We start from the raw sequence: 23,567 nt of genomic DNA on the forward strand, positions 1-23,567 counted from the left end.
CAGATGATCCACTGGCATATCGTGTGTGACTTCGACGGGACCATTACCCCCACCGATGTCATCGACAACGTCCTCCAACGCTTCGCGGGTCCCGAATGGGAAACCATCGAGCAGGAATGGTTGGATGGGCATATCGGTTCACGCGAATGCCTGAGCCGCCAACTGGCGCTGATCAAGGCCACCCCCAGCGAACTGCTGGCGTATTTCGACAGCGTCGAGATCGACCCGGACTTCCCGGATTTCGTTGATCACGTCATCGGCCTCGGGGCCTCCGTCGAAGTGGTCAGCGACGGCATCGAGCAGGGTATCGCGCGGATTCTGTCGCGCAACTACGTGACCCTGCTGCCGATCCTCGCCAACCGCCTGCGCCAGGTCGACCAGGACAGCTGGCGCATCGACTTCCCGTATTCCAGCGATGCGTGCCGCGCCGCGTCGGGCAACTGCAAGTGCAAGTCCACGCCGCGCAACAAGCGCGTGCTGGTGATCGGCGATGGCAAGTCCGACATGTGCGTCGCGTCCACCGCCGATTTCGTCTTCGCCAAAGGCAGCCTCGCCCAGTACTGCGAAGCCAACAACATTCCCCACGCGCGCTTCGACACCTTCGCCGAAGTGACCGCATTGCTGGCCAGGCTGCCCCAGGGCATTGCCGCCAACGCCACCACCTTTGCTGCGACTGACCTCTCTATTGAAAATCAGGAACTCTTCCACCATGTCTGATATCCGTATCGCTACCGCCGAAGACCAGGTGCTTCTGGATAAAGAAGCCAAGTACTGCTCGTACGGCGACACTGTCCACTACATCGAGCCGCCGCGCATTTTCAGCCGCTGCGAAGGCTCCTACGTGTGGGACACCGAAGACCAGGCCTACCTCGACCTGCAAATGTGGTACTCGGCCGTCAACTTCGGCTATGCCAACCCGCGCCTGAACAATGCGCTGAAACAGCAGATCGACACCCTGCCGCAAATCGCCAGCCAGTACCTGCACAAAGGCAAGATCGAGCTGTCGGAAATGATCGCGGTCGATGCCAAGAAGAAATTCGGCCTCGACGGTCGCGTCCACTTCAACGTCGGCGGTTCGCAGTCGATCGAAGACTCCCTGAAGGTCGTACGTAACGCCACCAACGGCAAGAGCCTGATGTTCGCCTTCGAAGGCGGCTACCACGGGCGCACCCTCGGCGCTTCGTCGATCACTTCCAGCTACCGCTACCGTCGTCGCTACGGCCACTTCGGCGAGCGTGCGCAGTTCATCCCGTTCCCGTACCACTTCCGCGGCCCTAAAGGCATGACCAAGGAAGAATACGGCAGCCACTGCGTGCAGCAATTCGCCCGCCTGTTCGAGACCGAATACAACGGCGTGTGGGACCCGAAAGTCGGCCAGAGTGAATACGCCGCGTTCTACGTCGAGCCGATCCAGGGCACCGGCGGTTATGTGATCCCGCCGATGAACTTCTACAGCGAGCTGAAGAAGGTTCTCGACCAGCACGGCATCCTGATGGTGTCCGATGAAATCCAGATGGGCTTCTATCGCACCGGCAAGCTGTGGTCGATCGAGCACTTCGACGTCAAGCCAGACATCATCGTGTTCGGCAAGGCGCTGACCAACGGCCTCAACCCGCTGGGCGGTATCTGGGCCCGTGAAGAGTTGATCAACCCGAAGGTCTTCCCGCCAGGTTCGACCCACTCCACCTTCGCCTCCAACCCATTGGGCACGGCGGTGGGCCTGGAAATGTTCAAGATGACCAACGAAGTCGACTACGGCGCGATGGTCATGGCCAAGGGCAAATACTTCCTGGAAGGCCTGCAGGACTTGCAGAAACGTTTCCCGATCATCGGCGACGTCGACGGCCTGGGCCTGGCGCTGCGCTGCGAAATCTGCGGCCCGGATGGCTTCACGCCAGACAAGGCGACCCTGGACTACATGGTCGAGGAAGGTATGAAAGGCGACATGGTGGTAGACGGCCGCAAGCTGGGCCTGATCCTCGATGTGGGCGGCTACTACAAGAACGTGATCACCCTGGCACCGTCCCTGGAAATCAGCTACCCGGAAATCGAGCTGGGCCTGAAGCTGCTCGAGCAACTGCTGGTGCGGGCGACCAAACGGTGAAACCGGCAGAGATCGACCTCGGTGAAGGTGATGCCGGCTTCGTTCTCGGTGAAGGTCCGGTCGGGATCCTGTTGATCCACGGCCTGACCGGCACTCCGACGGAACTGCGCCAGGTCGCCAAGGGCCTGGCCAAGGTGGGCAATTGCACGGTGTACGTGCCCACCCTGGCCGGGCACTGCGGTGACAACAGCGACCTGCAGGCTACCGGCTGGCTGGACTGGTACGAAGGTGTGCGCAAGACCTTCGCCCAGGTCAAGCAGCGCCATGCACAGGTGTTTGTCGGTGGCTTGTCCATGGGGGCGGTGATGTCGATGTACGTCGCCGCCGAACACCCTGGGCAAGTCGCCGGGCTGCTGATGTATTCCACGACGTTGAAGTACGACGGCTGGAGCATCAACAAGCTGGCGTTCCTCACGCCGTTGCTGATGAAGATTCCGTTCGGCGTGCACATCTGCCGCTTCGAAGAGAAGCCGCCGTATGGCATCAAGAACGAACGCCTGCGGGCGATTGTCGAGCGGCAGATGAAGGAAGGGGAGAGCAGCGAAGCCGGTTTGTTGACCATGGAAGGCATCACGGTGCGCGAGTTGCACCGTATGAACGCCGTGGTCAAGAAGCGCATGCCCGAGGTCAAGGTGCCGGCGCTGGTGTTGCATTCCATCGAGGACGACATCACCAGCCGTTGGAACGCTGACTACGTGGAACGCCACCTTGGCGGGCCGGTGACCAAGATCCTGCTGGACAACTGCTACCACATGATCACCGTCGACCTGCAATACCGCCGCGTGATCGAGTTGAGTACGGAGTTTGTCGAGCGACACTCCGCACTCTCCAGCGAGCTGGCGGGTTGTGGTGAGCTGGCTGCTTGTGGCTAACGGGGCTGTTTGCCCTCATGCCGTTCAGTTAAGCGGACATCGCCTTCTGTAGGAGCGAGGGGGACGCCTAGTTCTTGCTCGCGAAAAACGTCAACGATAACGCGTGTTTCCTGAATCTTGCTCGCGAAAAACGTCAACGATAACGCGTGTTTCCTGAATGAACGCGGCGTCTGTGAGTTCTTCGCGAGCAAGCTCGCTCCTACAAAAAACCTTAACTGAACGGCATTAGGGCAAGCCCGCTCGCCACAACAAGCCTGATCACCATAGCCACAACGCGTCCGCTTGGCACAGGCCATAACAAGGGAAATGATGTGATCACCACCCAAGCTTTCCCGACCGTCCGGGCCATCCCGCGCAGTGCCTGGAACGACTGCTTTCCCGGTGCGCTGGAGGACTGGGACTATTACGTCGCGGTGGAACACGCGGCCATCGCCGATTTTCAATGGCGTTACCTGGCGGTTTTTGAAAACGGCACGCTGGTGGCTGTGGCCGCCGCGTTCATCACCCATTATCGGCTCGACACCACGGTGTCGGGCGCCGGCAAGCGCTTGACCGAGCGTCTGGAGCGACTGTGGCCGGGTGTTTTGCAATTGGGCCTGTATGCCATTGGCTCGCCGGTGGCCGAGCGTTGCGACGCCGGGTTTGCCAGTGACGTGCCGCAGGGGCGACGCCCGCTGTTGCTCCAGCATTTGCTCCAGGCCGCCCGCCAGGATGCCGATGCGTTCGGTATCGGCCTGGTGGCGGTCAAGGATGCGCCGGCCAATGATCCGCACTGGGCCGACAGCTGCCGGGCGGCGGGTTTCCAGAGCATGCCGAGCCTGCCCACCGGGGTATTGCCGCTGCCCTATGGCTCGGTGGACGCCTACCTGGGGTCGCTGGGCAAGTCCACGCGCAAGGACCTGCGCCGCAAACTGCGCGCACCGGGCCCACGTGTCGAGTGGCGACGCAATATCGACGACGTGCTGCCCGAGGTCATGCGCCTGTACGAGGCCACGCTCACCCGCGCCGACCTGCAGTTCGAGCGCCTGCCCGCCGGCTACTTCACCGGCGTGCTCGAACGCCTTGGAGAGCGTGCGGTCTGTGTACTTTACTGGGTGGACGCGCAGTTGGTGGCGTTCAACCTGATCCTGGTAGACCAGCATCGGTTGGTCGATAAGTTCTTCGGGCACGACGTCGAGTACACCCGTGACTACAACTTGTACTTCCGCAGTTGGCTGACCAATGTCGATTACTGTATCCAGCACAATATTGCAGTGTATGAGTGCGGCCAGGCCGGGTATGCCAGTAAGCTGCGCCTGGGGTGCGAGTTCGAAGGCAACAGCCTGTTCTTCCGCCACCGCAATCGGCTGGTGAACACCCTGCTCAAAGTAGTGAAGATTTTTATCCGACCGGATCGTTCCGACCCTGCCATGGCTGCTGCGATAAGCGAAACCTGATGATCACCAAGACCCGCCAGAAAGCCCGTCCCTTTGCCATTTCGCGCTGGAGCGTCCAGCGCAAGCTGGTGCTGGCGTTCTGGTTGGTCAGCGTCATCCCGACCATGATCGCGGCTGAGCTGGCCGCCACCACGTTGTCGCAGATTTTCGACAGCAACGTGCGCATCTGGCTGCAGGAGTCGACCAAGATCGTCAAGGACGAGATCGGTGACATCCTGCATGACAACGCGCGCATGGCTAAATTGTTCCTGCGCTACACCAGCCCGCCCTCCAGCCGGCAGGCAGCCAAGCACGACCGGCTGACCGCCGATATCGCCCAGGCGACGGATATCGACGTGGTGGCGCTGATTCGCACCAGCGACCACAAGCTGGTGTTCAGCACCGCCTCCGACGACATCGTCAAGCAGATCAGCCTGACCAGCAACGCGGTGTTGCAGACCGTGCAAGTGGCGGGGGTGAGTACCGGTATCGTGGTCTCGACCTTCGAGACCACCCGGGACGATGTCGACTATGTGTTGCTGGTGGCGACCTACCTGGACAGCAGCTTCCTGACCAGCGTGGCCGATGTGCACTCCCTCGACCTGCGTTTGTACCTGGCCAATCCGGGCGGCTTTACGGAAATCTTCTCGACCCAGCGCTTTCAGGATCACCCCTCGCGCATTCCGAAGAGTGTCGAGGCCGCATTGCGCAGCACCCGCCAGCCCAGCGAGCAGTTCACCAATAACTACAGCGGGTTGTACTGGCCGATATTCAATGACAATGGCGAGCTGCAAGGGGTGATCTTCAGTGGCCTGCTGCGGCATACCAGCCTGGTGGGGCTGGTGAACCAGAGCAATCTGTTTGTGCTGATTTTCCTGCTCAGTTCGGCGTTGTCCCTGGCGGCGGGGGTGCTGGTGTCGCGGCGCCTGACCCAGCCGTTGCGTGACCTGTCCCAGGGCGTAAGCGCAGTGATTTCGGGCAACTACACACACCGGGTGGTGGTCAGCGGTGGCGATGAGCTGGCGCAATTGAGCAGCACCTTCAACCATATGACCGAGCGCCTGGGCGAGCTGCATCACCTCGAGGCCCAGCTGCGTCGGCGTGACCGCCTGCATGCCCTGGGCGAGGTCGCCATGGGCCTGGCCCATGAAATCCGCAACCCGCTGGGCATCATCAAGACCGCCACCCAGTTGCTGCATCGTCGCTCCGACCTGCCGGAAAGCGACAGGCGCCATTTGGAATACGTGATCAGCGAGGTCAGCCGGATCAACGACCTGATCACCGAATTCCTCGACTTCGCCAAACCCAATCCGCCCTTGCGCGTGTTGCAGGCGGCGCGCCCATTGGTCGAAGAAATCCTCGGCTTCTGCGGCCCGGAGCTGGCGACCCACAACATCCAGGCGCAGATCGACGACCAGGCCCCCGGCGCGACGATCTATGCCGACGCCAAGCAGCTCAAGCAGGCGTGCCTGAACCTGATCCTCAACGCCATCGATGCAATGCCCGAAGGCGGGCGCCTGACCCTGGGCATTCGCACGGTCAACGACAACACCGTCATCAGCATCGCCGACACCGGGCAGGGCATTGCGGCGGATATGATCGAGCGCATCTTCACGCCATTCGTCACCACCAAGGCATCCGGCACCGGCCTGGGCCTGGCTAAAGTCTATTCGATCATGGAAAGTCATGACGGCAGCATCGAATGTGTCAGTGAGAACGATGCGGGCGCCACCTTCAGCCTGTACATTCCGGCTCATGGTGAAGACGACGCTGATGATGAGGAAAGTCATGACGCATAACGTATTGGTGGTCGACGACGAGCCCAAGCTCTGTGACTTGCTGTCCTCCGCCCTGGGCCAGAACGGCATCCAGGTGTTCACCGCGGGCAACGGCCTGCATGCGCTCAAAGTGCTGGAGCAGGAAGACATCGACCTGGTGATCAGTGACTGGCGCATGCCCGGCATGGACGGGCCGGCGCTGCTGGCCGAAATCAAGGTGCGATTTCCCCAGGTACCGGTGATCGTGATGACCGCCTACAGCACGGTAAAAAATGCCGTGCAGTCGATGCGCAACGGCGCCTACGACTACATCGCCAAGCCGTTCGATATCGACGAGCTGGACATCACCGTGGCCAAAGCCCTGCAATTTCGCGACATCATGCGCGACAACGCGCGCATGCGTGCCGAACTGGATGAACACGCGCAGTTCGACAGCCTGGTGGGCGATAGCCCGGCGTTTCGCAAGGTACTGCACGCCGTGGACTCGGTGCGTGACAGTACCGCAACCATCTTGCTGACCGGCGAAAGCGGCACCGGCAAGGAGATGGTCGCCCGCGCCATCCACAAGCACGGCAGCCGTGCCGACAAGCCTTTCGTGGCGGTCAATTGCGCGGCGATCCCCGAAGGGCTGCTGGAAAGCGAAATGTTCGGTCATCGCAAGGGCGCCTTTACCGGCGCCGTGTCTGATCGGGTAGGGCGCTTTATGCAGGCCGACAAGGGCACGCTGTTTCTCGACGAAGTGGGCGATATGCCCCTGGCGTTGCAAGCCAAGATCCTGCGCGCCTTGCAGGAGCGGGTGATCGAACCGGTGGGTGACCCCCGCGAGCGCAAGGTGGACGTGCGTGTGATCGCGGCCACCAACAAGAACTTGCTGGAGGCGGTGGCCAACAAAGAGTTTCGCGAAGACCTGTATTACCGTCTCAATGTGTTTCCGATCCCGCTGCCGGCCCTGCGTGAACGTGTGGAAGATATCGCACCCCTGGCCCGGCATTTCGCCCAGACCCTCAGCGCCACCGCCGGCAAACGCATCACCGGCTTCAGCGCCGAAGCGTTGCAGGCCATGGCGGCGTATCACTGGCCGGGCAATATCCGTGAGCTGCAGAACTGCGTTGAGCGGGCGACTATCGTGGCCGCAAAGCCGGTGATCGAGGATATCGACCTGCCGGGTTATCTGTTTGCGTCCAAGCCAAGCGAGGGCGGTGTGACGGCGATCCTCAGCGACGGGCCGGGCATTCCCCAGGACCTGGATGCGGCGCTGGCCGAGGTCGAGAAAGCCTACATTCTTGCGGCGTTGCACGAGTGCCATGGCGTGCAGGCTGCGGCGGCGGCGAAGATCGGGATTTCCGAGCGCAGCTTCTGGTATCGGTTGAAGAAACTCGGGATCCAGATCGACAAGATAGTCCGCTGACGCAACCGGGATAAAACGGTGGAAGGGGGCTTGCTCCCACAATTGGATTGAGTGGTGTCAGGCGTGGACGCGTACCCACACGCTGACTAACACCGTCGCGGCCATCAGCCACGCTACCGCTGCTACGGCTAAAGAGGCCTCCAGCCGCATCCTATCCACCATCACGTACAACGTCGCCAGGTACACAAAATACGGAATGATCGACCACATCCCAAACAGGATCGTGGTCTTCAAATCGTCCACCGAGCGGCCCTTGCCGACGATGTAATGAGCGATCAGCGCAAAGGTCGGAAACAGCGGCACCAGCCCGGCGATGTAGTAGTTTCTGGTCTTGGCCAGCGCCGCCAGGATCAGCACCACTGCCGCGCCCAGTGCGGCCTTCAATACAAGATCCATCAGTGGCTCAACCCGTATTTCTTGACTTTGTCGAACAGCGTGGTCTTGGCCATCCCCAGTTCCTGGCTGGCCTGGGTCAGGTTGCCGCCGCTGCGTTGCAGGGCGTCGTTGAGCAGGTTGCGCTCGAAGGCTTCCACGGCCTCGGTAAAGGCCAGGCCCTGGCCGCCGCTGCTGGCGCCGCTTTTCTTGAAGGCGGGCAGGCCCAGGGCGAAGCGTTCGGCGACGTTGCGCAGTTCGCGCACGTTACCGGGCCAGTCGTGGCTCATCAGGCTGGACAGGGTCTGGTTGTCGAGGTCCGGAACGCTGCGGTCAAAGCGCAGTGATGACTGCTGCAGGAAGTGCTCGAACAGTTGCAGGATGTCTTCGCGGCGTTCGCGCAGGGGCGGCAGTTCCAGGGTGACCACGTTGAGGCGGTAGTACAGGTCGCTGCGGAACTGGTTGGCGCGGCTCAGTTCATCGAGGTTGGACTTGGTGGCGGCGATCACCCGGCAATCCACGGCCACGCTCTGGTTCGAACCCAGGCGTTCCAGGGTGCGCTCCTGCAACACGCGCAGCAACTTGATCTGCAAGTTGATCGGCATACTTTCCACTTCATCGAGAAACAGCGTGCCTTGGTGGGCGTGTTCGATCTTGCCGATGCGACGTTTGCCGGCGCCGGTAAAGGCGTTGGCTTCGTGGCCGAAGATTTCGCTTTCGAACAGGTTTTCCGGCAGGCCGCCACAGTTCAGCGCAACGAACGGGTGATCGTGGCGCCGGCTGAAATCATGCAGGCAGCGCGCGACCAGTTCCTTGCCGGTGCCGGTCTCGCCTTCGATCAGCACGTTGGCCGAGGTGTCGGCGACGTTGGCGATCAATTCGCGCAGGTTCTGCATGGCCGGCGAACGGCCGATGATGCGGCCTTCGAGGGAGTCGCGCTCGGCCAACTGGCGGCGCAGCGACCAGACTTCCCGCGCCAGCCCGCGTTGTTCCAGGGCGCGGCGGGCCACATCGACCAGGCGCTCGGGGGAGAAGGGCTTTTCCATGAAGTCGTAGGCGCCGTTGCGCATGGCGCCGACGGCCATGGAGATATCGCCATGCCCGGTGATCAGCACCACCGGCAGGCTTTTATCCAGGGCCTTGAGGCGGGTCAGCAGTTCCAGGCCGTCGATGCCCGGCAGGCGAATATCGCTGATGACGATGCCGGCAAAGTTTTCGTCGACGTGCTTCAACGCCTCTTCGGCACTGGCCACACCGACGCTGGGGATGTCCTCCAGCGCGAAGGCTTGCTGGCAGCCGAGCAGCACATGGGGGTCGTCTTCGACGATCAGGACGGTCAGGTCAGTGTTTTTTTCTACGTTCATGTCGACTCAGTTTTTTGAGCGCCCGCCAAAGGCAGGCAGAGGACAAAGGCCGTACCACCACTGGCTGGGTGTTCCACGGCGAGGTTGCCACCCGTGGCCGCCGCGAGGCTGGCGGACAGGGTCAGGCCCAGGCCGAGGCCTTGCTCGCCGGGTTTGGTGGTGAAGAACGGTTCGAACAGATGCTTGCGTGCCTCGGGGTCGATGCCGTGGCCGTTGTCGCGCACAAGCAGGCGATATTTACCGTCGGCGCTGCTGCCTTCGAGCCACAGTTCGGGGGCCGGTTGTGCCTGCATCGCATCGAGGGCATTGCCGATCAGGTTGACCAGGATCTGTTCCAGGCGTGTCTGGTCGATCTGCAAAAGGGCAGGGGAGAAGTCGCGGTGCAGGGTCAGCGGCAGGCTGTCCAGGCGTGCGCCGAGCACCTGGAACGCGGCGTCCACGGCCTTGCCCAGGTTGGCTTCGCCCTGGTCATCGCCCCGCCGGGCAAAGGAGCGCAGGCTGGCGGTGATGCGGCCCATGCGGTCGATCAGTTCGTTGATGGTCTTGAGGTTGGCGCTGGCGGTATCCAGCGCCCCGCGTTCGAGGAAGCGCACCGTGTTGCCGGACAACGTGCGCAGCGCGGCCAGGGGTTGGTTCAGTTCGTGGGCGATGCTGGTGGACATCTGGCCGATGGCGGCGAGCTTGCCGGCCTGCACCAGTTCATCCTGGGCGCGGCGCAGGGTCTCTTCGGCCTGGCGCCGTTCGCGAATCTGGCCCTTGAGCCGCTCGTTGCTGGCGCGCAGGTCGGCGGTACGTTCGGCAATCCGACGTTCCAGCTGGCTGTTGGCTTCCTGCAATGCCTCCCGAGCGGCGAGGCGGGTGGCGATGACTTTGCGCCGCTCGTTCCAGGCAATCAACAGGAATGCCACCAGACCAAAGGCGACGGCCACCAGGATGCCCTGGTTGATTGCGGCGCGGCGCAGGTCGTTGAGCGGGGTGAGCAGGGTGAAATTCCAGGGTGTGTCGCTCAGCGGTCGAGTCTGGGCGAGGTAGCTGACCTCCCGCTCGTCCGCCACCACTTCGCTGTTGGCCGGGAAGGTCAGTTTTTCGGTGCCTTCGTTGAGGCGCTCGCGGGCCAGGGGTTCCAGTTCGTTGAGCGTGGCCCAGTAATATTGCAGGCTGTGGGCCAGGCGTTCCTTGGTCTCGTCACTCAGCGGTCGCACGGCCTTGAGGCGGCGGGCCGGGTCGCTGGAGAGGATGATGATGCCGTTCTCATCGCTGACAAATGCTTCGAGGCGTGCGCGCTGCCAGCGTTCTTCCAAGGCTTCGAGGCGCACCTTGACCACGGCGACGCCGATGATCTTGCCGTGCTCTTCCAGGCCGTGGGCCAGGTAGTAGCCGGGTTCGCCGTTGGTGCTGCCGATGCCGTAGAAACGCCCTGGCTGGCCGCGTACCGCGTTCTGGAAATAGGCCCGGAAGGACAGGTCTTCACCCTGGTAGCTGTCGGCGTCGCGCCAGTTGCTGGTGGCCAGCACCCTGCCGGTGGTGTCCATCACGTAGATGGCTCGGCTGCGGCTGCGTCGGTTCAGGCCTTCGAGGTAGTCGTTGACGGTTTTGCGGGTTTCTTGGTTTGGGTCGGCCAGCAGCTTGGAGACACTGGATTCCAGTTCCAGGAGGCTGGGCAGGTAGGTGTATTTGCTCAGTTCACTTTCGACCGTGCGGGCGTGCAACTCCAGTTGGCGCTCGCCGGTATCGCTGAGGGTGCGGATACCGTAGTACTCACTGATCCAGAAGCCGATGTAACCCAGGCCGACCATCAGGGCGATGATCAACGGCGGCAGGAACAGTTGGCGAATCAGGCGGGGCTTCACGGCAAGTGATGGCGGCGCGGCGCGATAGAGGTTGGGGTCGCATTTCATCACAGATGCCTTGGGTCAACCAGTTATGGTGACGATGTTTGTCCTGCTGCGAGCGGACTGATTGTGGCGAGCGGGCTTGTGGTGGGTGGGCGTGTGGTGGCGAGCGGGCTTGCCCCGCGTTGGGCCGCGGAGCGGCCCCAAACCAGCTACTGAGGATTGCCTGACACACCGCATTCCTCAGTACTGGGGCCGCTCCGCGGCCCAACGCGGGGCAAGCCCGCTCGCCACAACAAGCCCGCCCGCCCTCGCAGAAGGTAGCGCTGCTGTTTTTAGTGCTGCAGGATTTTCTCAAGGAAGTGCTGCGCACGCTCGGAGCGGGCGCTGATGTCGCCGAAGAATTCTTCTTTCGGGCAGTCTTCGATGATCTTGCCGGCGTCCATGAAGATCACGCGGTCGGCCACTTTGCGGGCGAAGCCCATTTCGTGGGTCACACACATCATGGTCATGCCTTCCTGGGCCAGTTGCACCATCACGTCCAGCACTTCGTTGACCATTTCCGGGTCGAGGGCGGAGGTCGGTTCGTCGAACAGCATGACGATCGGGTCCATGGCCAGGGCGCGGGCAATCGCCACACGTTGCTGCTGGCCACCGGAAAGCTGGCCAGGGTGCTTGTGGGCGTGGGCCGACAGGCCAACACGATCAAGCAGTTGCAGGCCTTTCTTGGTGGCTTCTTCCTTGCTGCGGCCGAGCACCTTGATCTGCGCAATGGTCAGGTTTTCGGTGATGGTCAGGTGCGGGAACAGCTCGAAGTGCTGGAACACCATGCCCACGCGCGAACGCAACTTCGGCAGGTCGGTCTTCGGATCGGCGATGGACGTGCCGTCGACGATCACATCGCCCTTCTGGAACGGTTCCAGCGCGTTGACGCATTTGATCAGGGTGGATTTGCCCGAACCGGACGGCCCGCACACCACGATCACTTCGCCTTTCTTGACCTCGGTGCTGCAATCGGTCAGCACCTGGAAGTCGCCATACCACTTGTTGACATTCTTGATAGAGATCATACGGCAAACCTTTTTTGCAGACGCTTGACCAGCAGCGAGGCGGAAAAGCTGATGATGAAGTAGACGACACCGGCGAAGATCAGGAACTCATTGGAGCGGCCAATGATGTCGCCGTTGGAGCGGGCGGAGTTGAGGAAGTCCACCAGGCCCACGGTGTAGACCAGCGAGGTGTCCTGGAACAGGATGATGCTCTGTTGCAGCAGCAACGGGGTCATCTTGCGGAACGCCTGGGGCAGGATGATCAGGCGCATGGTCTGGCCGTAGGTCATGCCCATCGCTTGTGCGGCGGCCATCTGGCCCTTGGGGATCGACTGCACGCCGGCCCGTACGATCTCGCAGAAGTACGCGGCCTCGAACATCATGAACGCCACGACGCAGGAGGTGAATGCCCCGATTGGCGTGTCCTGGCCGGTGATCCAGCGCAGTACGAACGGTACCGCCAGGTAGAACCAGGTGATCACCAGCAGCAGCGGGATCGAACGGAAGTAGTTCACATAGGCGCCGGCCACGCGGGACAACAGCTTGTTGGACGACAGGCGCATCAGGGCCAGGACGGTGCCGATGATGATGCCGCCGACCACGCCCATGACCATCAGCTTCAAGGTCATGACCATGCCGTTCCACAGGCCCGGGATGGCGGGGATGATGCCGCTGAAATCGAATTCCATTATTTACCCCCCACGGAGATCAGGCCGGGCACTGCGACTTTCTTCTCGACCACGCGCATCAGCAGCATCAGGCTCATGTTCAGGGTGAAGTAGATCAGCGTGGCCAGGGTGAAGGCCTCGAACAGGTTGGCCGAGAACTCGGCGGTCTGCTTGGTTTGCGCCAGCAGTTCCATCAGGCCGATCAAGGACGCCACGGAGGAGTTCTTGAACACGTTGAGGAATTCCGAGGTAAGCGGCGGAATGATGATCCGGTAGGCCTGGGGCAGCAGCACGTTCCAGTAGATCTGCGGCAGCTTGAAGCCCATGGCGCGTGCGGCCGCTTCTTGGCCACGTGGCAGCGCCTGGATGCCGGTGCGCACCTGTTCACACACACGGGCGGCGGTGAACAGGCCCAGGCACACGACAACGCTCAGGTAGGCCGAGGTGGTCGGGTTGAGGTCCTGCTTGTACCAGTCCTGCAGGTTCTGCGGCAGCAGGTCGGGTATCAGGAAGTACCAGATGAACAGCTGCACCAGCAGCGGTACGTTACGAAACAGTTCCACGTAGCAGGTCGCGATGCCCGATACGAGACGGTTTGGCACGGTGCGCATGACGCCCAGAATGGACCCCAGCAGCAAGGCGATAATCCATGCCACGACAGCGATGGCGATGGTCCAGCCCAGGCCGGCGATGTACCAGTCGAGATAAGTCTCGCTGCCCACGCCGGTGGACTTGAAGAACACGCCCCAGTCCCAGTTGTAATTCATTAGGGTCTCCCCTCGAGATCGATCGATGTACAAGCACCCGCTTGGGGAAGATCCTTTCCCGCCTGACGACGAACGTCAGGCACACGCGATCGGCTCGAAAACCGCCAGGTCGAGTGTTCCAAAATACAGCCAGCAGGTAGTAACAGACGCCTGAGGGAGCGTTGGCTCCCTCAGGAGATAAGGTTAGTCAGTATTTAGATCTTTACTTCCGGCGCCGGCTTGTCGGTCGGGTTCTTGATCAGTTCCTTGACCTTTTCGCTCATCGGGAAGTTAAGGTTCAGACCTTTTGGTGGGATCGGGCTTTCGAACCACTTGGCGTAGATCTTGTTGATTTCGCCGGACTTGTACAGGCCGACGATGGCGTCATCCACGGCTTTCTTGAAGGCTGGGTCGTCTTTGCGAACCATGCAGGCATAGGCTTCAAAGGACTGCGGTGTACCGGTAATGACCCAGTCATCCGGCTTCTTGGCCTTGGCCTCTTCACCGGCCAGCAGGGCGTCGTCCATCATGAACGCTACGGCACGGCCGCTTTCCAGCATCTGGAAGGACTCGCCGTGGTCTTTGGCGGAGATGACGTTCATGCCCATCTGCTTGTCGGCGTTCATCGCCTTGATGATGCGCTCGGACGTGGTGCCGGCGGTGGTCACGACGTTCTTGCCTTTCAGGTCGGCAAAGTCGGCGTAGCTAGGCTTGCCTTCCTTGTCTTTCTTGACCAGCAGGCGAGTGCCGATTTCGAAGATGTTGGTGGTGAAGGCGACTTGCTGGGCGCGTTCGGCGTTGTTGGTGGTGGAACCGCACTCGATGTCCACGGTGCCGTTCTGCACCAGCGGGATACGGGTCTGCGAGGTGACCAGGTTGTACTTGGTCTGCAGGTCGGGTTTGTTCAGGTCTTTTTTCAGGGCTTCGACGATGGCCAGCTGGATGTCGTGGGAGTAGCCCACTGGCTTGCCTGAAGCATCCGCAATGTAGGAAAACGGAATGGAGCTGTCGCGGTGCCCGAGGGTGATGGTGCCGGAGTCGTTGATTTTCTTCAGTGTGCCGGTGAGTTCGGCGGCGAAAACTGGAGTGCTGATCAGAGCAGCAGCGATAGCTGCGCCCAAAATATGGGGAACGATGCGCATCAATACTTCCTCGACATTTGTTTTTTTTATGAAGCCGGCTAGACGGCTCTCTTGTACGGCGAATGCCCGTGACGGCTCCTGAGGCGTCCAAGGCAATCGTGAGAGAGTGTAGAGCATGAGTCGTGCCAGACCGGGAGGAAAAGGTTAACTGCTTGATTTATATCGATATTAACTTTGCGTGACGGCAAATTTGCAACGGTTCGATCCGGCAAACCGAATCAGATGATGGATTGCGTTCGGAAAACCGAATGTGGAGGCCGGCATGAAAAAGCCCCTGTGCCACAGGGCGCAGGGGCTTTTGTACGACGGGTCCGTCAGGCTGCCTGGATGCGGCTACGGTTCTGTTCAACCTTGGACAGGTAACGTTGCACGTTGTCCTGTTCTTCCGGGGTGGTGAACAGGCCGAGCTTGGTGCGGCGCCACAGGATGTCCTGGGGTTGGGTCGCCCACTCTTCGGCACACAGGTAGTCGACTTCGCGGGTGTACAGGCCGCCACCCAGGTGGTCACCCAGGTCGGCCAGGGTGTGTACGCCTTCCAGCAGGCGCCAGGTACGGCTGCCGTAGGTGGTGGACCAACGGCGTGCGATCTCGCTGGGTATCCAGTCGAATTTGGCGCGAATGGCCTCGGCCAGCGCTTCTGGCGTGGTCATGTCCTCGCCACCGGGCAGGCTGGCCGTGGCAGTCCAGCTTGGGCGCATCTGGGTGAAGTACGGTGCCAATTGCGCCATCGCCGATTCGGCGAGCTTGCGATAGGTGGTCAGCTTGCCGCCGAATACCGACAGGATCGGTGCTTCGCCCGTGCCGCCGGAGAGGGACAGGGTGTAGTCGCGGGTGATGGCCGAGGGGTTGTCCGACTCGTCATTGCACAGCGGACGCACCCCGGAATAGGTGTGGACGATGTCGTCGCGGCTCAGCTGTTTCTTGAAGTGGGCGTTGACGACTTTGAGCATGTAGTCGGTTTCGCCTTCGGTAATCGCCACTTTTGCCGGGTCGCCGGTGTATTCGCGGTCGGTGGTGCCGATGATGGTCAGGTGGTTCAGGTAGGGAATGGTGAAGACGATACGCTGGTCTTCGTTCTGCAGGATGTGCGCGTGGGCGCCTTCATACAATTTCGGCACGATCAGGTGGCTGCCCTGGATCAGGCGGATACCGTAGGGCGAGTCGAGCTTCAGGTCTTCCTTGATGAACTTGGCGACCCATGGGCCGGCTGCATTCACCAGCGCCTTGGCGCGGATCGAGAACAGGCTGCCATCGGCGCGTTCCATGTTCATTTCCCACAGGCCCTTGCTGCGGTGGGCGCTGACGCAACGGGTCTGGGTGTGGATATGCGCGCCTTTTTCACGGGCGGCGATGGCATTGAGTACGACCAGGCGGGCGTCATCGACCCAGCAGTCGGAGTATTCGAAGCCTTTGGTGATTTCGCTTTTCAGCGGGCTGTCAGGGCCGAACTTGAGGCTTTTCGAGCCGGCGAGCTTTTCCCGCTTGCCCAAGTGGTCATACAGGAACAGGCCGGCACGGATCATCCACGCCGGACGCAGGTGCGGGCGGTGTGGCAGCACAAAGCGCATTTGTTTGACGATGTGCGGTGCCTTGCCCAGCAGCACTTCACGTTCGGCCAGGGCTTCGCGCACCAGGCGGAATTCGTAATGTTCGAGGTAGCGCAGGCCGCCATGGATCAGCTTGCTGCTGGCGGAAGAGGTGTGGCTGGCCAGGTCGTCCTTTTCGCAAAGGAACACCGACAGACCGCGCCCGGCTGCGTCTGCTGCAATGCCGACGCCATTGATCCCGCCACCGATAACGGCAACGTCATAGACTTCGGCAAGCGGTGGAGCAGGCAAGGTAGAAGGGTTCATCGGCTGGCCTCGCGATCTTTTTCGTATTGGAATTCGAACATTAATGTTCATTTGCGAAAATGGTAGCTGATAAACGCGCCCACAGCCACCCGACTTCGATTGAAAAAACTCATCGAAGGGGCGAGAAAAGAAAATTTGTGAACATGAAACCGAGGCAGGCTTAGGTAATGGCCTGTCAGATAGATCGCCATCGGGGCAAGTCGAATCGTCGCACCGCCCCTCCCACATTTGAGCGGGTTCACACATCAAAGGTGGGAGGAGCTCGCCCCGATGGCGTCAATGCAGGCGCTAGACCACTTCCAGGCGAACCTTATGCTGGTTCAACAACTGCACCAGCGCCGGCACGGGCTGCTGGTCGGTCACCAGGCAGTCCACCAGGCTGATCGGCCCAAGGCGAATCATGGCATTGCGCCCGAACTTGCTCGAGTCCGCCGCCAGGATCACCTGGCGTGCATTGGCGATGATCGCCTGTGACACCCGCACTTCCTGGTAATCGAAGTCGAGCAGGCTGCCGTCCTCGTCAATGCCGCTGATACCCACCAGGGCGAAGTCGACTTTGAACTGGTTGATAAAGTCCACGCTGGCCTGGCCCACCACGCCGCCATCACGGCGCACATTACCGCCGGTCAGCAACACATCGAAGTCGTCCTTGGCACTGAGCATGGTGGCGACGTTGAGGTTGTTGGTGATGATTTTCAGGTGATTGTGGTTTAACAGCGCACGTGCGATGGATTCGGTGGTGGTGCCGATGTTGATGAACAGCGACGCGTGATCGGGGATTTGCGCGGCGATGGCTTCGCCGATGCGCTGTTTCTCGTCGCGCATCTGGTCGGCACGCATGGCGTAGGCGGTGTTTTCGACACTGGAGTCATAGGCCGCGCCGCCGTGGTAGCGGCGCAGCAGATTGGCGTCCGCCAGCTGGTTGATATCGCGGCGGATGGTTTGCGGGGTGACAACGAATAGCTGCGCCATTTCCTCGATACTGACGTAGCCGCGTTCGCGGACCAGTTCGAGGATTTGTTGCTGGCGGGGAGGCAGATTCATGGGGCGTCCTTTGGGCTGCCATACAAAAGTGGCCCATGATGACGCAGGAATCTGCTCCCTGCCAGTTACAACCCTATATGGGTCCTGCGCTTGGCTTATTCAGCGCCTTCGTGGGGTTCCCAGTCGCGGGTGCGGCTCACTGCTTTTTGCCAGCCGGCATAGAGTTTCTCTTTGGCGGCTTCTTCAAGCTGAGGTTCGAATTCGCGCTCGATCACCGCCTTGCCACGCAGTTCGTCCAGGCTACCCCAGAACCCGCAAGCCAGGCCCGCCAGGTAGGCCGCGCCCAGTGCAGTGGTTTCGCGCATTTGCGGGCGCTCGACCTGGGTGCCGAGGATGTCGGCTTGGAATTGCATCAGGAAGTTGTTGGCCACTGCGCCGCCATCCACCCGCAGGGATTTGAGGCGTTCGCCGGAATCCTGCTGCATCGCGTCCAGTACGTCGCGTGTCTGGTAGGCAATCGACTCAAGGGCTGCACGAATAATGTGATCCACGCGTACGCCACGGGTCAGGCCGAACAGCGCGCCACGGGCGTAGGGGTCCCAGTAGGGGGCGCCCAGGCCGGTAAACGCGGGTACCAGGTAGACGCCATTGCTGTCCTTGACCTTGCCGGCGAAGTATTCGGTGTCGTGGGCGTCGTTGATGATTTTCAGCTCGTCACGCAGCCACTGCACGGTGGAACCACCGTTGAATACCGCGCCTTCAAGGGCGTAGGCCACTTCGCCACGCGGGCCGCAGGCGATGGTGGTGAGCATGCCGTGCTTGGATTTCACGGCCTTGTCGCCGGTATTCATCAGCAGGAAGCAGCCGGTGCCGTAGGTGTTCTTGGCCTGGCCCGGTTCAACGCACATCTGGCCGAACAGCGCGGCCTGCTGGTCACCGGCGATGCCGCCGATGGCAATGCCGCTCTTGGTGCGACCATAGATTTCCGACGACGACTTGACTTCCGGCAGCATCTCGCGCGGCACATCAAGGATTTCCAGCATCTTCGCGTCCCACTCCAGGGTGTGGATGTTGAAGAGCATGGTGCGCGAGGCGTTGGTGTAGTCGGTGACGTGGGTCTTGCCGCCGGTAAATTTCCAGATCAACCAGCTGTCGACGGTGCCGAACAGCAGTTCGCCGTTGCGCGCACGTTCGCGGCTGCCTTCGACATTGTCGAGGATCCACTTGAGTTTGGTGCCGGAAAAGTACGGGTCGGTGACCAGGCCGGTGGTGTCGCTGATGTATTGCTCGTGGCCGTCACGCTTGAGCTGCTGGCAGATTTCGGTGCTGCGGCGGCACTGCCAGACGATGGCGTTGTAGATCGGGCGACCGGTGACCTTGTCCCAGACCACGGTGGTTTCACGCTGGTTGGTGATGCCGATAGCGGCAACCTGGTCATGGTGCAGGCCAGCCTGGGCCAGGGCCTCGACCATTACCGCGCTCTGGGTGGCGAAGATTTCCATCGGGTCATGTTCGACCCAGCCCGCCTGCGGGTAGTGCTGGACGAATTCACGCTGGGCGGTGCAGACCACGTTGGCGTCACGATCAAAGATGATCGCCCGCGAACTGGTGGTGCCCTGATCAAGGGCAATGATGTAGTTCTTATTCTGAATGTCGGTCATGTCGATTGCCTTGGACGAGAAATAAGGGAGTGGGAAACGGCCTGGATCACTAAAAGGGCAGTAGGGCCCAGGCGGTTGCTATCAGGAAATACGCGTTTCGCCGTTGACGGCGGCTTCTTTGGCCTCCGCTGCGGCAGGTGCGGCGCTTGGCAGATGGCGGGCAATCAGCCCGCGATAAGCTGCGGCACCGAGGCAAGCACCGACAATCGGCGCGAAAATCGGAACCAGGAAGTAGGGAATGTCGCGTCCGCCAGTAAAGGCCATTTCACCCCAGCCGGCGAAAAAGGTCATCAGCTTGGGCCCGAAATCCCGCGCAGGGTTCATCGCAAAACCGGTCAATGGGCCCATGGCGCTGCCGATGACTGCGATCAGCAAGCCAATCAGCAACGGAGCAAGGGGGCCGCGTGGCAAGCCGTTGTTATCGTCGGTCAGGGCCATGATCACGCCCATCAGGATGGCGGTGATGACCATTTCCACCAGGAACGCCTGAGCGGTGCTCAGCAGCGCATGGGGGTAGGTCGAAAACACCGAGGCTAGTTCCAGGCTGGCCTGGGTCCCACGCACCAAATGGTGGGTTTGTTCGTAATCGAAAAACAGATTGCTATAGAGCATGTACACCAGCGCCGCGGAGCAGAAGGCACCGGCGACCTGGGCGAGGATATAGAAGGGCAGCTTACGCTTGTCGAAATCGGCGAAAAGACACAGGGCAATACTCACCGCCGGATTGAGGTGAGCCCCGGAGATACCGGCGCTCAGGTAGATCGCCATGCTGACGCCGATCCCCCAGATGATACTGATTTCCCACAAACCAAAGCTGGCACCCGCGACTTTGAGGGCAGCGACACATCCTGTACCGAAGAAGATCAGAAGCGCAGTCCCCAGGAATTCGGCCATGCATTGGCTCGAAAGTGAAGGCTGTTGAAGTGCAGTTGTCATGGAAAACCTCAATTTGTTGTTCTTGTCAGGCGTCGGGCCTCAACGGGCCTTGCGCGATTTTCACCGTGTCGAGGATCCCCATCCTCGGCGCGGCTTACTGCTCGAATACTGCGGCTGTATTCCTACAGTATTCGGAAACGAAAAAATATAGACAAGAATGACGCCTGTCAAAGGTCGAAAGTGAACTATTAGTCATTTTCCAACTATAGGTTTGATGAATGATCACGCTCGTCACCGCAAGTGTTGACGGGAGTCAGGGGCGTACTAGAGCGTTTTGTGTGGGCTTGGCCTAGAATCTGTCCTCTGTTTGCCACGCCTGGAGCATGCATGACCCCTGCACTGGATTTGTTGAAAAAAGTTCGCGCCGAACATCGCATTCACAGTTATGAACACGATCCCAAAGCGTCGTCGTATGGTCTGGAGGCCGCGGAAAAGTTGGGTCTTGACCCGGCTCAGGTGTTCAAGACCCTGTTGGCGAGCAGCGAAAAAGGCGAGTTATTGGTGGCGGTGGTGCCGGTCGTCGGAAGTCTGGATTTAAAAGCCTTGGCCCATGCGGCCGGGGTGAAAAAAGTCGAGATGGCTGACCCGGCGGCGGCGCAACGGTCGACGGGCTACCTGTTGGGCGGTATCAGCCCGCTGGGGCAGAAAAAGCGCTTGCGCACGTTTATCGATACGACGGCGCAGCCGTTCGCGACGATTTTTGTCAGTGCGGGGAGACGGGGGCTGGAAGTGGAATTGTCCGCCGCAGTGCTGGCGGAACATACCCAGGCCAAATTCGCGCCGATTGGCAGGGCTTGATCAGTTACTTCCTGATCCTGCGTATTGCCTGTAAACCATGCCCCTGGGTTGTACCGGGGCAAGCCCTAATGCCGTTCAGTTAAGCGTACGTTGCCTTCTGTAGGAGCGAGCTTGCTCGCGAAAAACGTCAACGATGACGCGTGTTTCCTGAATCAACGCGGCGCCTGTGAGTTTTTCGCGAGCAAGCTCGCTCCTACAAAAAAGCCTTGACTGAACGGCATCAGGGCAAGGGGGGCAGTTTGCTGTGCGACGGTGCTAAGTCGGGGGCCTCCCACATTTCGACCCGGTTTCTTCAAATACTGCTGGCCGGGCTGTAGCGCCGTACGCCTGACTCGGACCGTGGTACCTGCGCCGCGACGCTGCCGCAGGCCTGGAACAGCACCAGGTGTTCAGCCGCGACGCGAATCCCGACATCCGCACCGACCTGATGGTCGGCATGGCTGGGAAAGATCGATTCCAGTTGTGCGCCGGTCGGCAGTTGCAAGCGGTACAAGGTCGATGCGCCGAGGAAGGTCTTGCCGACAATTCGCGCTTTCAAAGCGCTGTCCGGCGCGTAGACGATGTCGTCCGGGCGCAGCAACACGTCCACGGCGCCGCCGGTCGGCCAGGAGTAGGCACGGTTGCCGCGCAGTTCGCCCAGCTCGGTATTGACGGATTCCGGGGTGCTTAGCTGGCCACGAATGAAATAACCCTGGCCAATGAAGCTGGCGACATAGGGCGTCAGAGGTTCGTGATAGAGGTTGTAGGGCGTATCCCACTGCTCCAGGCGGCCTTCCTTGAATACGCCGACATGGTCGCTCACGGCGAAAGCTTCTTCCTGGTCATGGGTTACCAGGATCGCACTGGTGCCGCGGGCTTTGAGGATGTCGCGCACCTCGTGGCTGAGCTTGCGCCGCAGTTCGCCATCAAGGTTGGAGAACGGCTCATCCAGCAGCAGCAGTTGGGGCTCCGGCGCCAAGGCACGGGCGAGGGCCACACGTTGCTGCTGCCCCCCGGAAAGCTCGTGGGGGAAGCGCTTGCCCAGGTTCTTCAGATTGACCAGCTCCAGCAGCTCGGCGACCACGCGGTCTTTCTGCGGGTGCTTGCGAATGCCGAAGGCGATGTTGTCGGCCACGCAGAGGTGAGGGAACAGCGCGTAGTCCTGGAAGACCATGCCAATGCGACGTTTCTCTGGGGCAAGGGTGAAGCCGGCGCTGGAGATGACTTCGCCTGCCAGGCTGATTTCACCGTCGTGCACCGGTTCGAACCCGGCAATCGCGCGCAGGGTGGTGGTCTTGCCGCACCCCGAGGAACCCAGCAGGCAGCCGATGTCGCCGGCATTCAGGTGCAGGTTGAGATTCTGCACCACCCGTTGGTCTTGATAGCCGCATGCCAGATTGCGCAGGTTCAGCAGTAAGGACTGGCTCATGCGTGGTGGTACGCCGGCTCGACCAGGAACTCAAGCAGGGCCTTTTGCGCGTGCAGGCGGTTTTCAGCCTGGTCCCAGGCGACCGAACGTTGATCGTCAAGCAGGTCGAGGCTGATTTCTTCGCCACGGTGGGCGGGCAGGCAGTGCATGAACAGCACATCCGGCGCGGCCAGGTCGAGCAGGGCGCGGGTTACCTGGAATGGCGCAAACAGCGCCAGGCGCTTGGCGGTTTCGTCTTCCTGGCCCATGGAGGTCCAGACGTCGGTGCTGACCAGATGCGCACCGATCACTGCCTCGCGCGGGTCGCGCACAACGGTGACGCGGTCACCCGCCTGTGCCAGGAAGCGGGCGTCAGGCTCGTAGCCTTCCGGGCAGGCGATACGCAGTTGGAAATCGAATTGGATCGCCGCTTCTATATAGCTGTTGCACATATTGTTGCCGTCGCCGATCCAGGCCACGGTCTTGCCCTGGATCGAGCCACGGTGTTCGAGAAAGGTCTGCATGTCCGCCAGTAACTGGCAAGGGTGCAGGTCATCGGACAGGCCGTTGATCACCGGGACGCGTGAGTTGGCGGCAAATTCAGTCAGGGTGCTGTGGGCAAAGGTACGGATCATCACCGCATCGAGCATGCGCGACATGACGATCGCGCAATCGCTGATCGGCTCGCCACGGCCCAGTTGGGTGTCGCGCGGCGACAGGAAGATGGCCTGGCCACCCAGCTGGATCATGCCGGCTTCGAAGGACAAGCGGGTGCGAGTCGACGACTTCTCGAAAATCATCCCGAGCACGCGGTTTTTCAAAGGCTCGAACAGTACGCCGCGGTTACGCAGGTCTTTAAGCTCAATGCCTCGACGGATCACGCTGACCAGCTCTTCGGGCGTGCAATCCATCAGGGAGAGAAAGTGCCTTGCGCTCATCATTAACTACCTTTTTGCAACAGACCGCAGATACTCAAAGCCTTGTTTATTGTGACAACGGGCGAGACCTGCGGCGAAAGCCGCACGGGGCGACGAAATAGGGGAAGGCGCGATCTTATAATTAAATGTCGCGTCTTACCAATAGGGCTACGGTTTTTAGGGGTGTTCAAGAAGGGCGCGAGAGCGCTTTTGAAGACGATTTCCTGACAGCAGCGGGTCATTTGTACACTGGCGTTACGACCTTTTGCAATCTGCGAGGC

General features: G+C 60.8%; 20 protein-coding genes. 7 read left to right on the top strand and 13 right to left on the bottom strand.

Annotated features, from left to right (window positions below; translation table 11 throughout):
• Nucleotides 1-3 precede the first annotated feature (3 nt).
• The 6 genes from A7317_RS05510 to A7317_RS05535 all read left to right on the top strand — a co-directional run bounded on the left by A7317_RS05510 (nt 4) and on the right by A7317_RS05535 (nt 7,577).
• Nucleotides 4-717 carry an MtnX-like HAD-IB family phosphatase gene (locus tag A7317_RS05510; protein WP_024073691.1) on the top strand — a complete coding sequence of 238 codons (714 nt, stop codon included), beginning with the start codon at nt 4-6 and terminating at the stop codon, nt 715-717.
• The gene (locus A7317_RS05515) at nt 710-2,104 is read left to right on the top strand and encodes an aspartate aminotransferase family protein (protein ID WP_024073692.1); all 1,395 of its coding nucleotides are present in this window, start codon (nt 710-712) and stop codon (nt 2,102-2,104) included. The genes A7317_RS05510 and A7317_RS05515 overlap by 8 nt, the downstream gene beginning before the upstream one ends.
• The gene (locus tag A7317_RS05520; protein WP_024073693.1) at nt 2,101-2,976 is read left to right on the top strand and encodes an alpha/beta hydrolase; all 876 of its coding nucleotides are present in this window, start codon (nt 2,101-2,103) and stop codon (nt 2,974-2,976) included. The genes A7317_RS05515 and A7317_RS05520 overlap by 4 nt, the downstream gene beginning before the upstream one ends.
• A 311-nt stretch (nt 2,977-3,287) precedes the next feature.
• Entirely contained in the window at nt 3,288-4,412 is a 1,125-nt protein-coding gene (locus A7317_RS05525; protein WP_024073694.1) for a GNAT family N-acetyltransferase, read from the top strand.
• Nucleotides 4,412-6,190, top strand: a complete 1,779-nt coding sequence (locus A7317_RS05530) for a sensor histidine kinase (protein WP_069075349.1) — start codon at nt 4,412-4,414, stop codon at nt 6,188-6,190. Before A7317_RS05525 ends, A7317_RS05530 begins: the two co-directional genes overlap by 1 nt.
• Nucleotides 6,180-7,577: a sigma-54-dependent transcriptional regulator gene (locus A7317_RS05535; RefSeq protein WP_024073696.1), complete on the top strand. Its 1,398-nt coding sequence runs from the start codon at nt 6,180-6,182 to the stop codon at nt 7,575-7,577. The genes A7317_RS05530 and A7317_RS05535 overlap by 11 nt, the downstream gene beginning before the upstream one ends.
• A 57-nt stretch (nt 7,578-7,634) precedes the next feature.
• Here the strand turns inward: A7317_RS05535 and A7317_RS05540 are convergent, their stop codons facing one another.
• From A7317_RS05540 to A7317_RS05590, 11 genes are all read right to left on the bottom strand, one after another.
• The gene (locus tag A7317_RS05540; protein WP_024073697.1) at nt 7,635-7,973 is read right to left on the bottom strand and encodes a GlpM family protein; all 339 of its coding nucleotides are present in this window, start codon (nt 7,971-7,973) and stop codon (nt 7,635-7,637) included.
• Nucleotides 7,973-9,313, bottom strand: a complete 1,341-nt coding sequence (locus tag A7317_RS05545) for a sigma-54-dependent transcriptional regulator (RefSeq protein WP_024073698.1) — start codon at nt 9,311-9,313, stop codon at nt 7,973-7,975. Before A7317_RS05545 ends, A7317_RS05540 begins: the two co-directional genes overlap by 1 nt.
• On the bottom strand, nt 9,310-11,211 hold the full coding sequence (locus tag A7317_RS05550) for a sensor histidine kinase (RefSeq protein ID WP_041160851.1): 1,902 nt from the start codon (nt 11,209-11,211) through the stop codon (nt 9,310-9,312). Before A7317_RS05550 ends, A7317_RS05545 begins: the two co-directional genes overlap by 4 nt.
• Before the next feature lie 269 nt (nt 11,212-11,480).
• Complete coding sequence (locus A7317_RS05555; protein ID WP_024073700.1) at nt 11,481-12,215, bottom strand: amino acid ABC transporter ATP-binding protein; 735 nt, start codon at nt 12,213-12,215, stop codon at nt 11,481-11,483.
• Nucleotides 12,212-12,883: an amino acid ABC transporter permease gene (locus A7317_RS05560; RefSeq protein ID WP_024073701.1), complete on the bottom strand. Its 672-nt coding sequence runs from the start codon at nt 12,881-12,883 to the stop codon at nt 12,212-12,214. The genes A7317_RS05555 and A7317_RS05560 overlap by 4 nt, the downstream gene beginning before the upstream one ends.
• On the bottom strand, nt 12,883-13,629 hold the full coding sequence (locus tag A7317_RS05565; RefSeq protein WP_024073702.1) for an amino acid ABC transporter permease: 747 nt from the start codon (nt 13,627-13,629) through the stop codon (nt 12,883-12,885). The genes A7317_RS05560 and A7317_RS05565 overlap by 1 nt, the downstream gene beginning before the upstream one ends.
• A gap of 194 nt (nt 13,630-13,823) precedes the next feature.
• On the bottom strand, nt 13,824-14,750 hold the full coding sequence (locus A7317_RS05570) for a glutamate/aspartate ABC transporter substrate-binding protein (RefSeq protein ID WP_024073703.1): 927 nt from the start codon (nt 14,748-14,750) through the stop codon (nt 13,824-13,826).
• Between the two features lie 314 nt (nt 14,751-15,064).
• A complete protein-coding gene (glpD, locus tag A7317_RS05575) occupies nt 15,065-16,603 on the bottom strand; it encodes a glycerol-3-phosphate dehydrogenase (protein WP_069075350.1) in 1,539 nt (512 codons plus the stop codon).
• Between the two features lie 288 nt (nt 16,604-16,891).
• The gene (locus A7317_RS05580) at nt 16,892-17,647 is read right to left on the bottom strand and encodes a DeoR/GlpR family transcriptional regulator (RefSeq protein WP_010212755.1); all 756 of its coding nucleotides are present in this window, start codon (nt 17,645-17,647) and stop codon (nt 16,892-16,894) included.
• 95 nt (nt 17,648-17,742) lie between these two features.
• Nucleotides 17,743-19,248: a glycerol kinase GlpK gene (gene glpK / locus A7317_RS05585; protein ID WP_024073706.1), complete on the bottom strand. Its 1,506-nt coding sequence runs from the start codon at nt 19,246-19,248 to the stop codon at nt 17,743-17,745.
• A gap of 81 nt (nt 19,249-19,329) precedes the next feature.
• Complete coding sequence (locus A7317_RS05590) at nt 19,330-20,184, bottom strand: MIP/aquaporin family protein (RefSeq protein WP_069075351.1); 855 nt, start codon at nt 20,182-20,184, stop codon at nt 19,330-19,332.
• 327 nt (nt 20,185-20,511) lie between these two features.
• Between A7317_RS05590 and ybaK the strand changes: the two genes are divergently transcribed.
• Nucleotides 20,512-20,982 carry a Cys-tRNA(Pro) deacylase gene (ybaK, locus tag A7317_RS05595; RefSeq protein WP_024073708.1) on the top strand — a complete coding sequence of 157 codons (471 nt, stop codon included), beginning with the start codon at nt 20,512-20,514 and terminating at the stop codon, nt 20,980-20,982.
• 292 nt (nt 20,983-21,274) lie between these two features.
• On the opposite strand, the gene A7317_RS05600 is transcribed toward ybaK, so the two are convergent.
• Nucleotides 21,275-22,390: an ABC transporter ATP-binding protein gene (locus tag A7317_RS05600; RefSeq protein WP_069075352.1), complete on the bottom strand. Its 1,116-nt coding sequence runs from the start codon at nt 22,388-22,390 to the stop codon at nt 21,275-21,277.
• Nucleotides 22,387-23,307 (bottom strand): ornithine carbamoyltransferase, encoded by a 921-nt coding sequence (gene argF / locus A7317_RS05605; RefSeq protein ID WP_024073710.1) that lies wholly within the window; start codon nt 23,305-23,307, stop codon nt 22,387-22,389. Before argF ends, A7317_RS05600 begins: the two co-directional genes overlap by 4 nt.
• Between the last annotated feature and the right edge of the window lie 260 nt (nt 23,308-23,567).

This window comes from Pseudomonas fluorescens, from assembly GCF_001708445.1.
In the GTDB taxonomy this organism is placed as follows: Bacteria; Pseudomonadota; Gammaproteobacteria; order Pseudomonadales; family Pseudomonadaceae; genus Aquipseudomonas; species Aquipseudomonas gorinensis.

What these genes read in the sequence shown, in the direction of transcription:
- glpD (WP_069075350.1), bottom strand. Translation starts at nt 16,603, where the DNA reads ATGAACCCTTCTACCTTGCCTGCTCCACCGCTTGCCGAAGTCTATGAC.
- A7317_RS05530 (WP_069075349.1), top strand. Translation starts at nt 4,412, where the DNA reads ATGATCACCAAGACCCGCCAGAAAGCCCGTCCCTTTGCCATTTCGCGC.
- glpK (WP_024073706.1), bottom strand. Translation starts at nt 19,248, where the DNA reads ATGACCGACATTCAGAATAAGAACTACATCATTGCCCTTGATCAGGGC.
- argF (WP_024073710.1), bottom strand. Translation starts at nt 23,307, where the DNA reads ATGAGCGCAAGGCACTTTCTCTCCCTGATGGATTGCACGCCCGAAGAG.
- A7317_RS05560 (WP_024073701.1), bottom strand. Translation starts at nt 12,883, where the DNA reads ATGGAATTCGATTTCAGCGGCATCATCCCCGCCATCCCGGGCCTGTGG.
- A7317_RS05590 (WP_069075351.1), bottom strand. Translation starts at nt 20,184, where the DNA reads ATGACAACTGCACTTCAACAGCCTTCACTTTCGAGCCAATGCATGGCC.
- A7317_RS05580 (WP_010212755.1), bottom strand. Translation starts at nt 17,647, where the DNA reads ATGAATCTGCCTCCCCGCCAGCAACAAATCCTCGAACTGGTCCGCGAA.
- A7317_RS05600 (WP_069075352.1), bottom strand. Translation starts at nt 22,390, where the DNA reads ATGAGCCAGTCCTTACTGCTGAACCTGCGCAATCTGGCATGCGGCTAT.
- A7317_RS05540 (WP_024073697.1), bottom strand. Translation starts at nt 7,973, where the DNA reads ATGGATCTTGTATTGAAGGCCGCACTGGGCGCGGCAGTGGTGCTGATC.
- A7317_RS05535 (WP_024073696.1), top strand. Translation starts at nt 6,180, where the DNA reads ATGACGCATAACGTATTGGTGGTCGACGACGAGCCCAAGCTCTGTGAC.
- A7317_RS05515 (WP_024073692.1), top strand. Translation starts at nt 710, where the DNA reads ATGTCTGATATCCGTATCGCTACCGCCGAAGACCAGGTGCTTCTGGAT.
- A7317_RS05550 (WP_041160851.1), bottom strand. Translation starts at nt 11,211, where the DNA reads ATGAAATGCGACCCCAACCTCTATCGCGCCGCGCCGCCATCACTTGCC.
- A7317_RS05570 (WP_024073703.1), bottom strand. Translation starts at nt 14,750, where the DNA reads ATGCGCATCGTTCCCCATATTTTGGGCGCAGCTATCGCTGCTGCTCTG.
- A7317_RS05555 (WP_024073700.1), bottom strand. Translation starts at nt 12,215, where the DNA reads ATGATCTCTATCAAGAATGTCAACAAGTGGTATGGCGACTTCCAGGTG.
- A7317_RS05510 (WP_024073691.1), top strand. Translation starts at nt 4, where the DNA reads ATGATCCACTGGCATATCGTGTGTGACTTCGACGGGACCATTACCCCC.
- A7317_RS05565 (WP_024073702.1), bottom strand. Translation starts at nt 13,629, where the DNA reads ATGAATTACAACTGGGACTGGGGCGTGTTCTTCAAGTCCACCGGCGTG.
- ybaK (WP_024073708.1), top strand. Translation starts at nt 20,512, where the DNA reads ATGACCCCTGCACTGGATTTGTTGAAAAAAGTTCGCGCCGAACATCGC.
- A7317_RS05545 (WP_024073698.1), bottom strand. Translation starts at nt 9,313, where the DNA reads ATGAACGTAGAAAAAAACACTGACCTGACCGTCCTGATCGTCGAAGAC.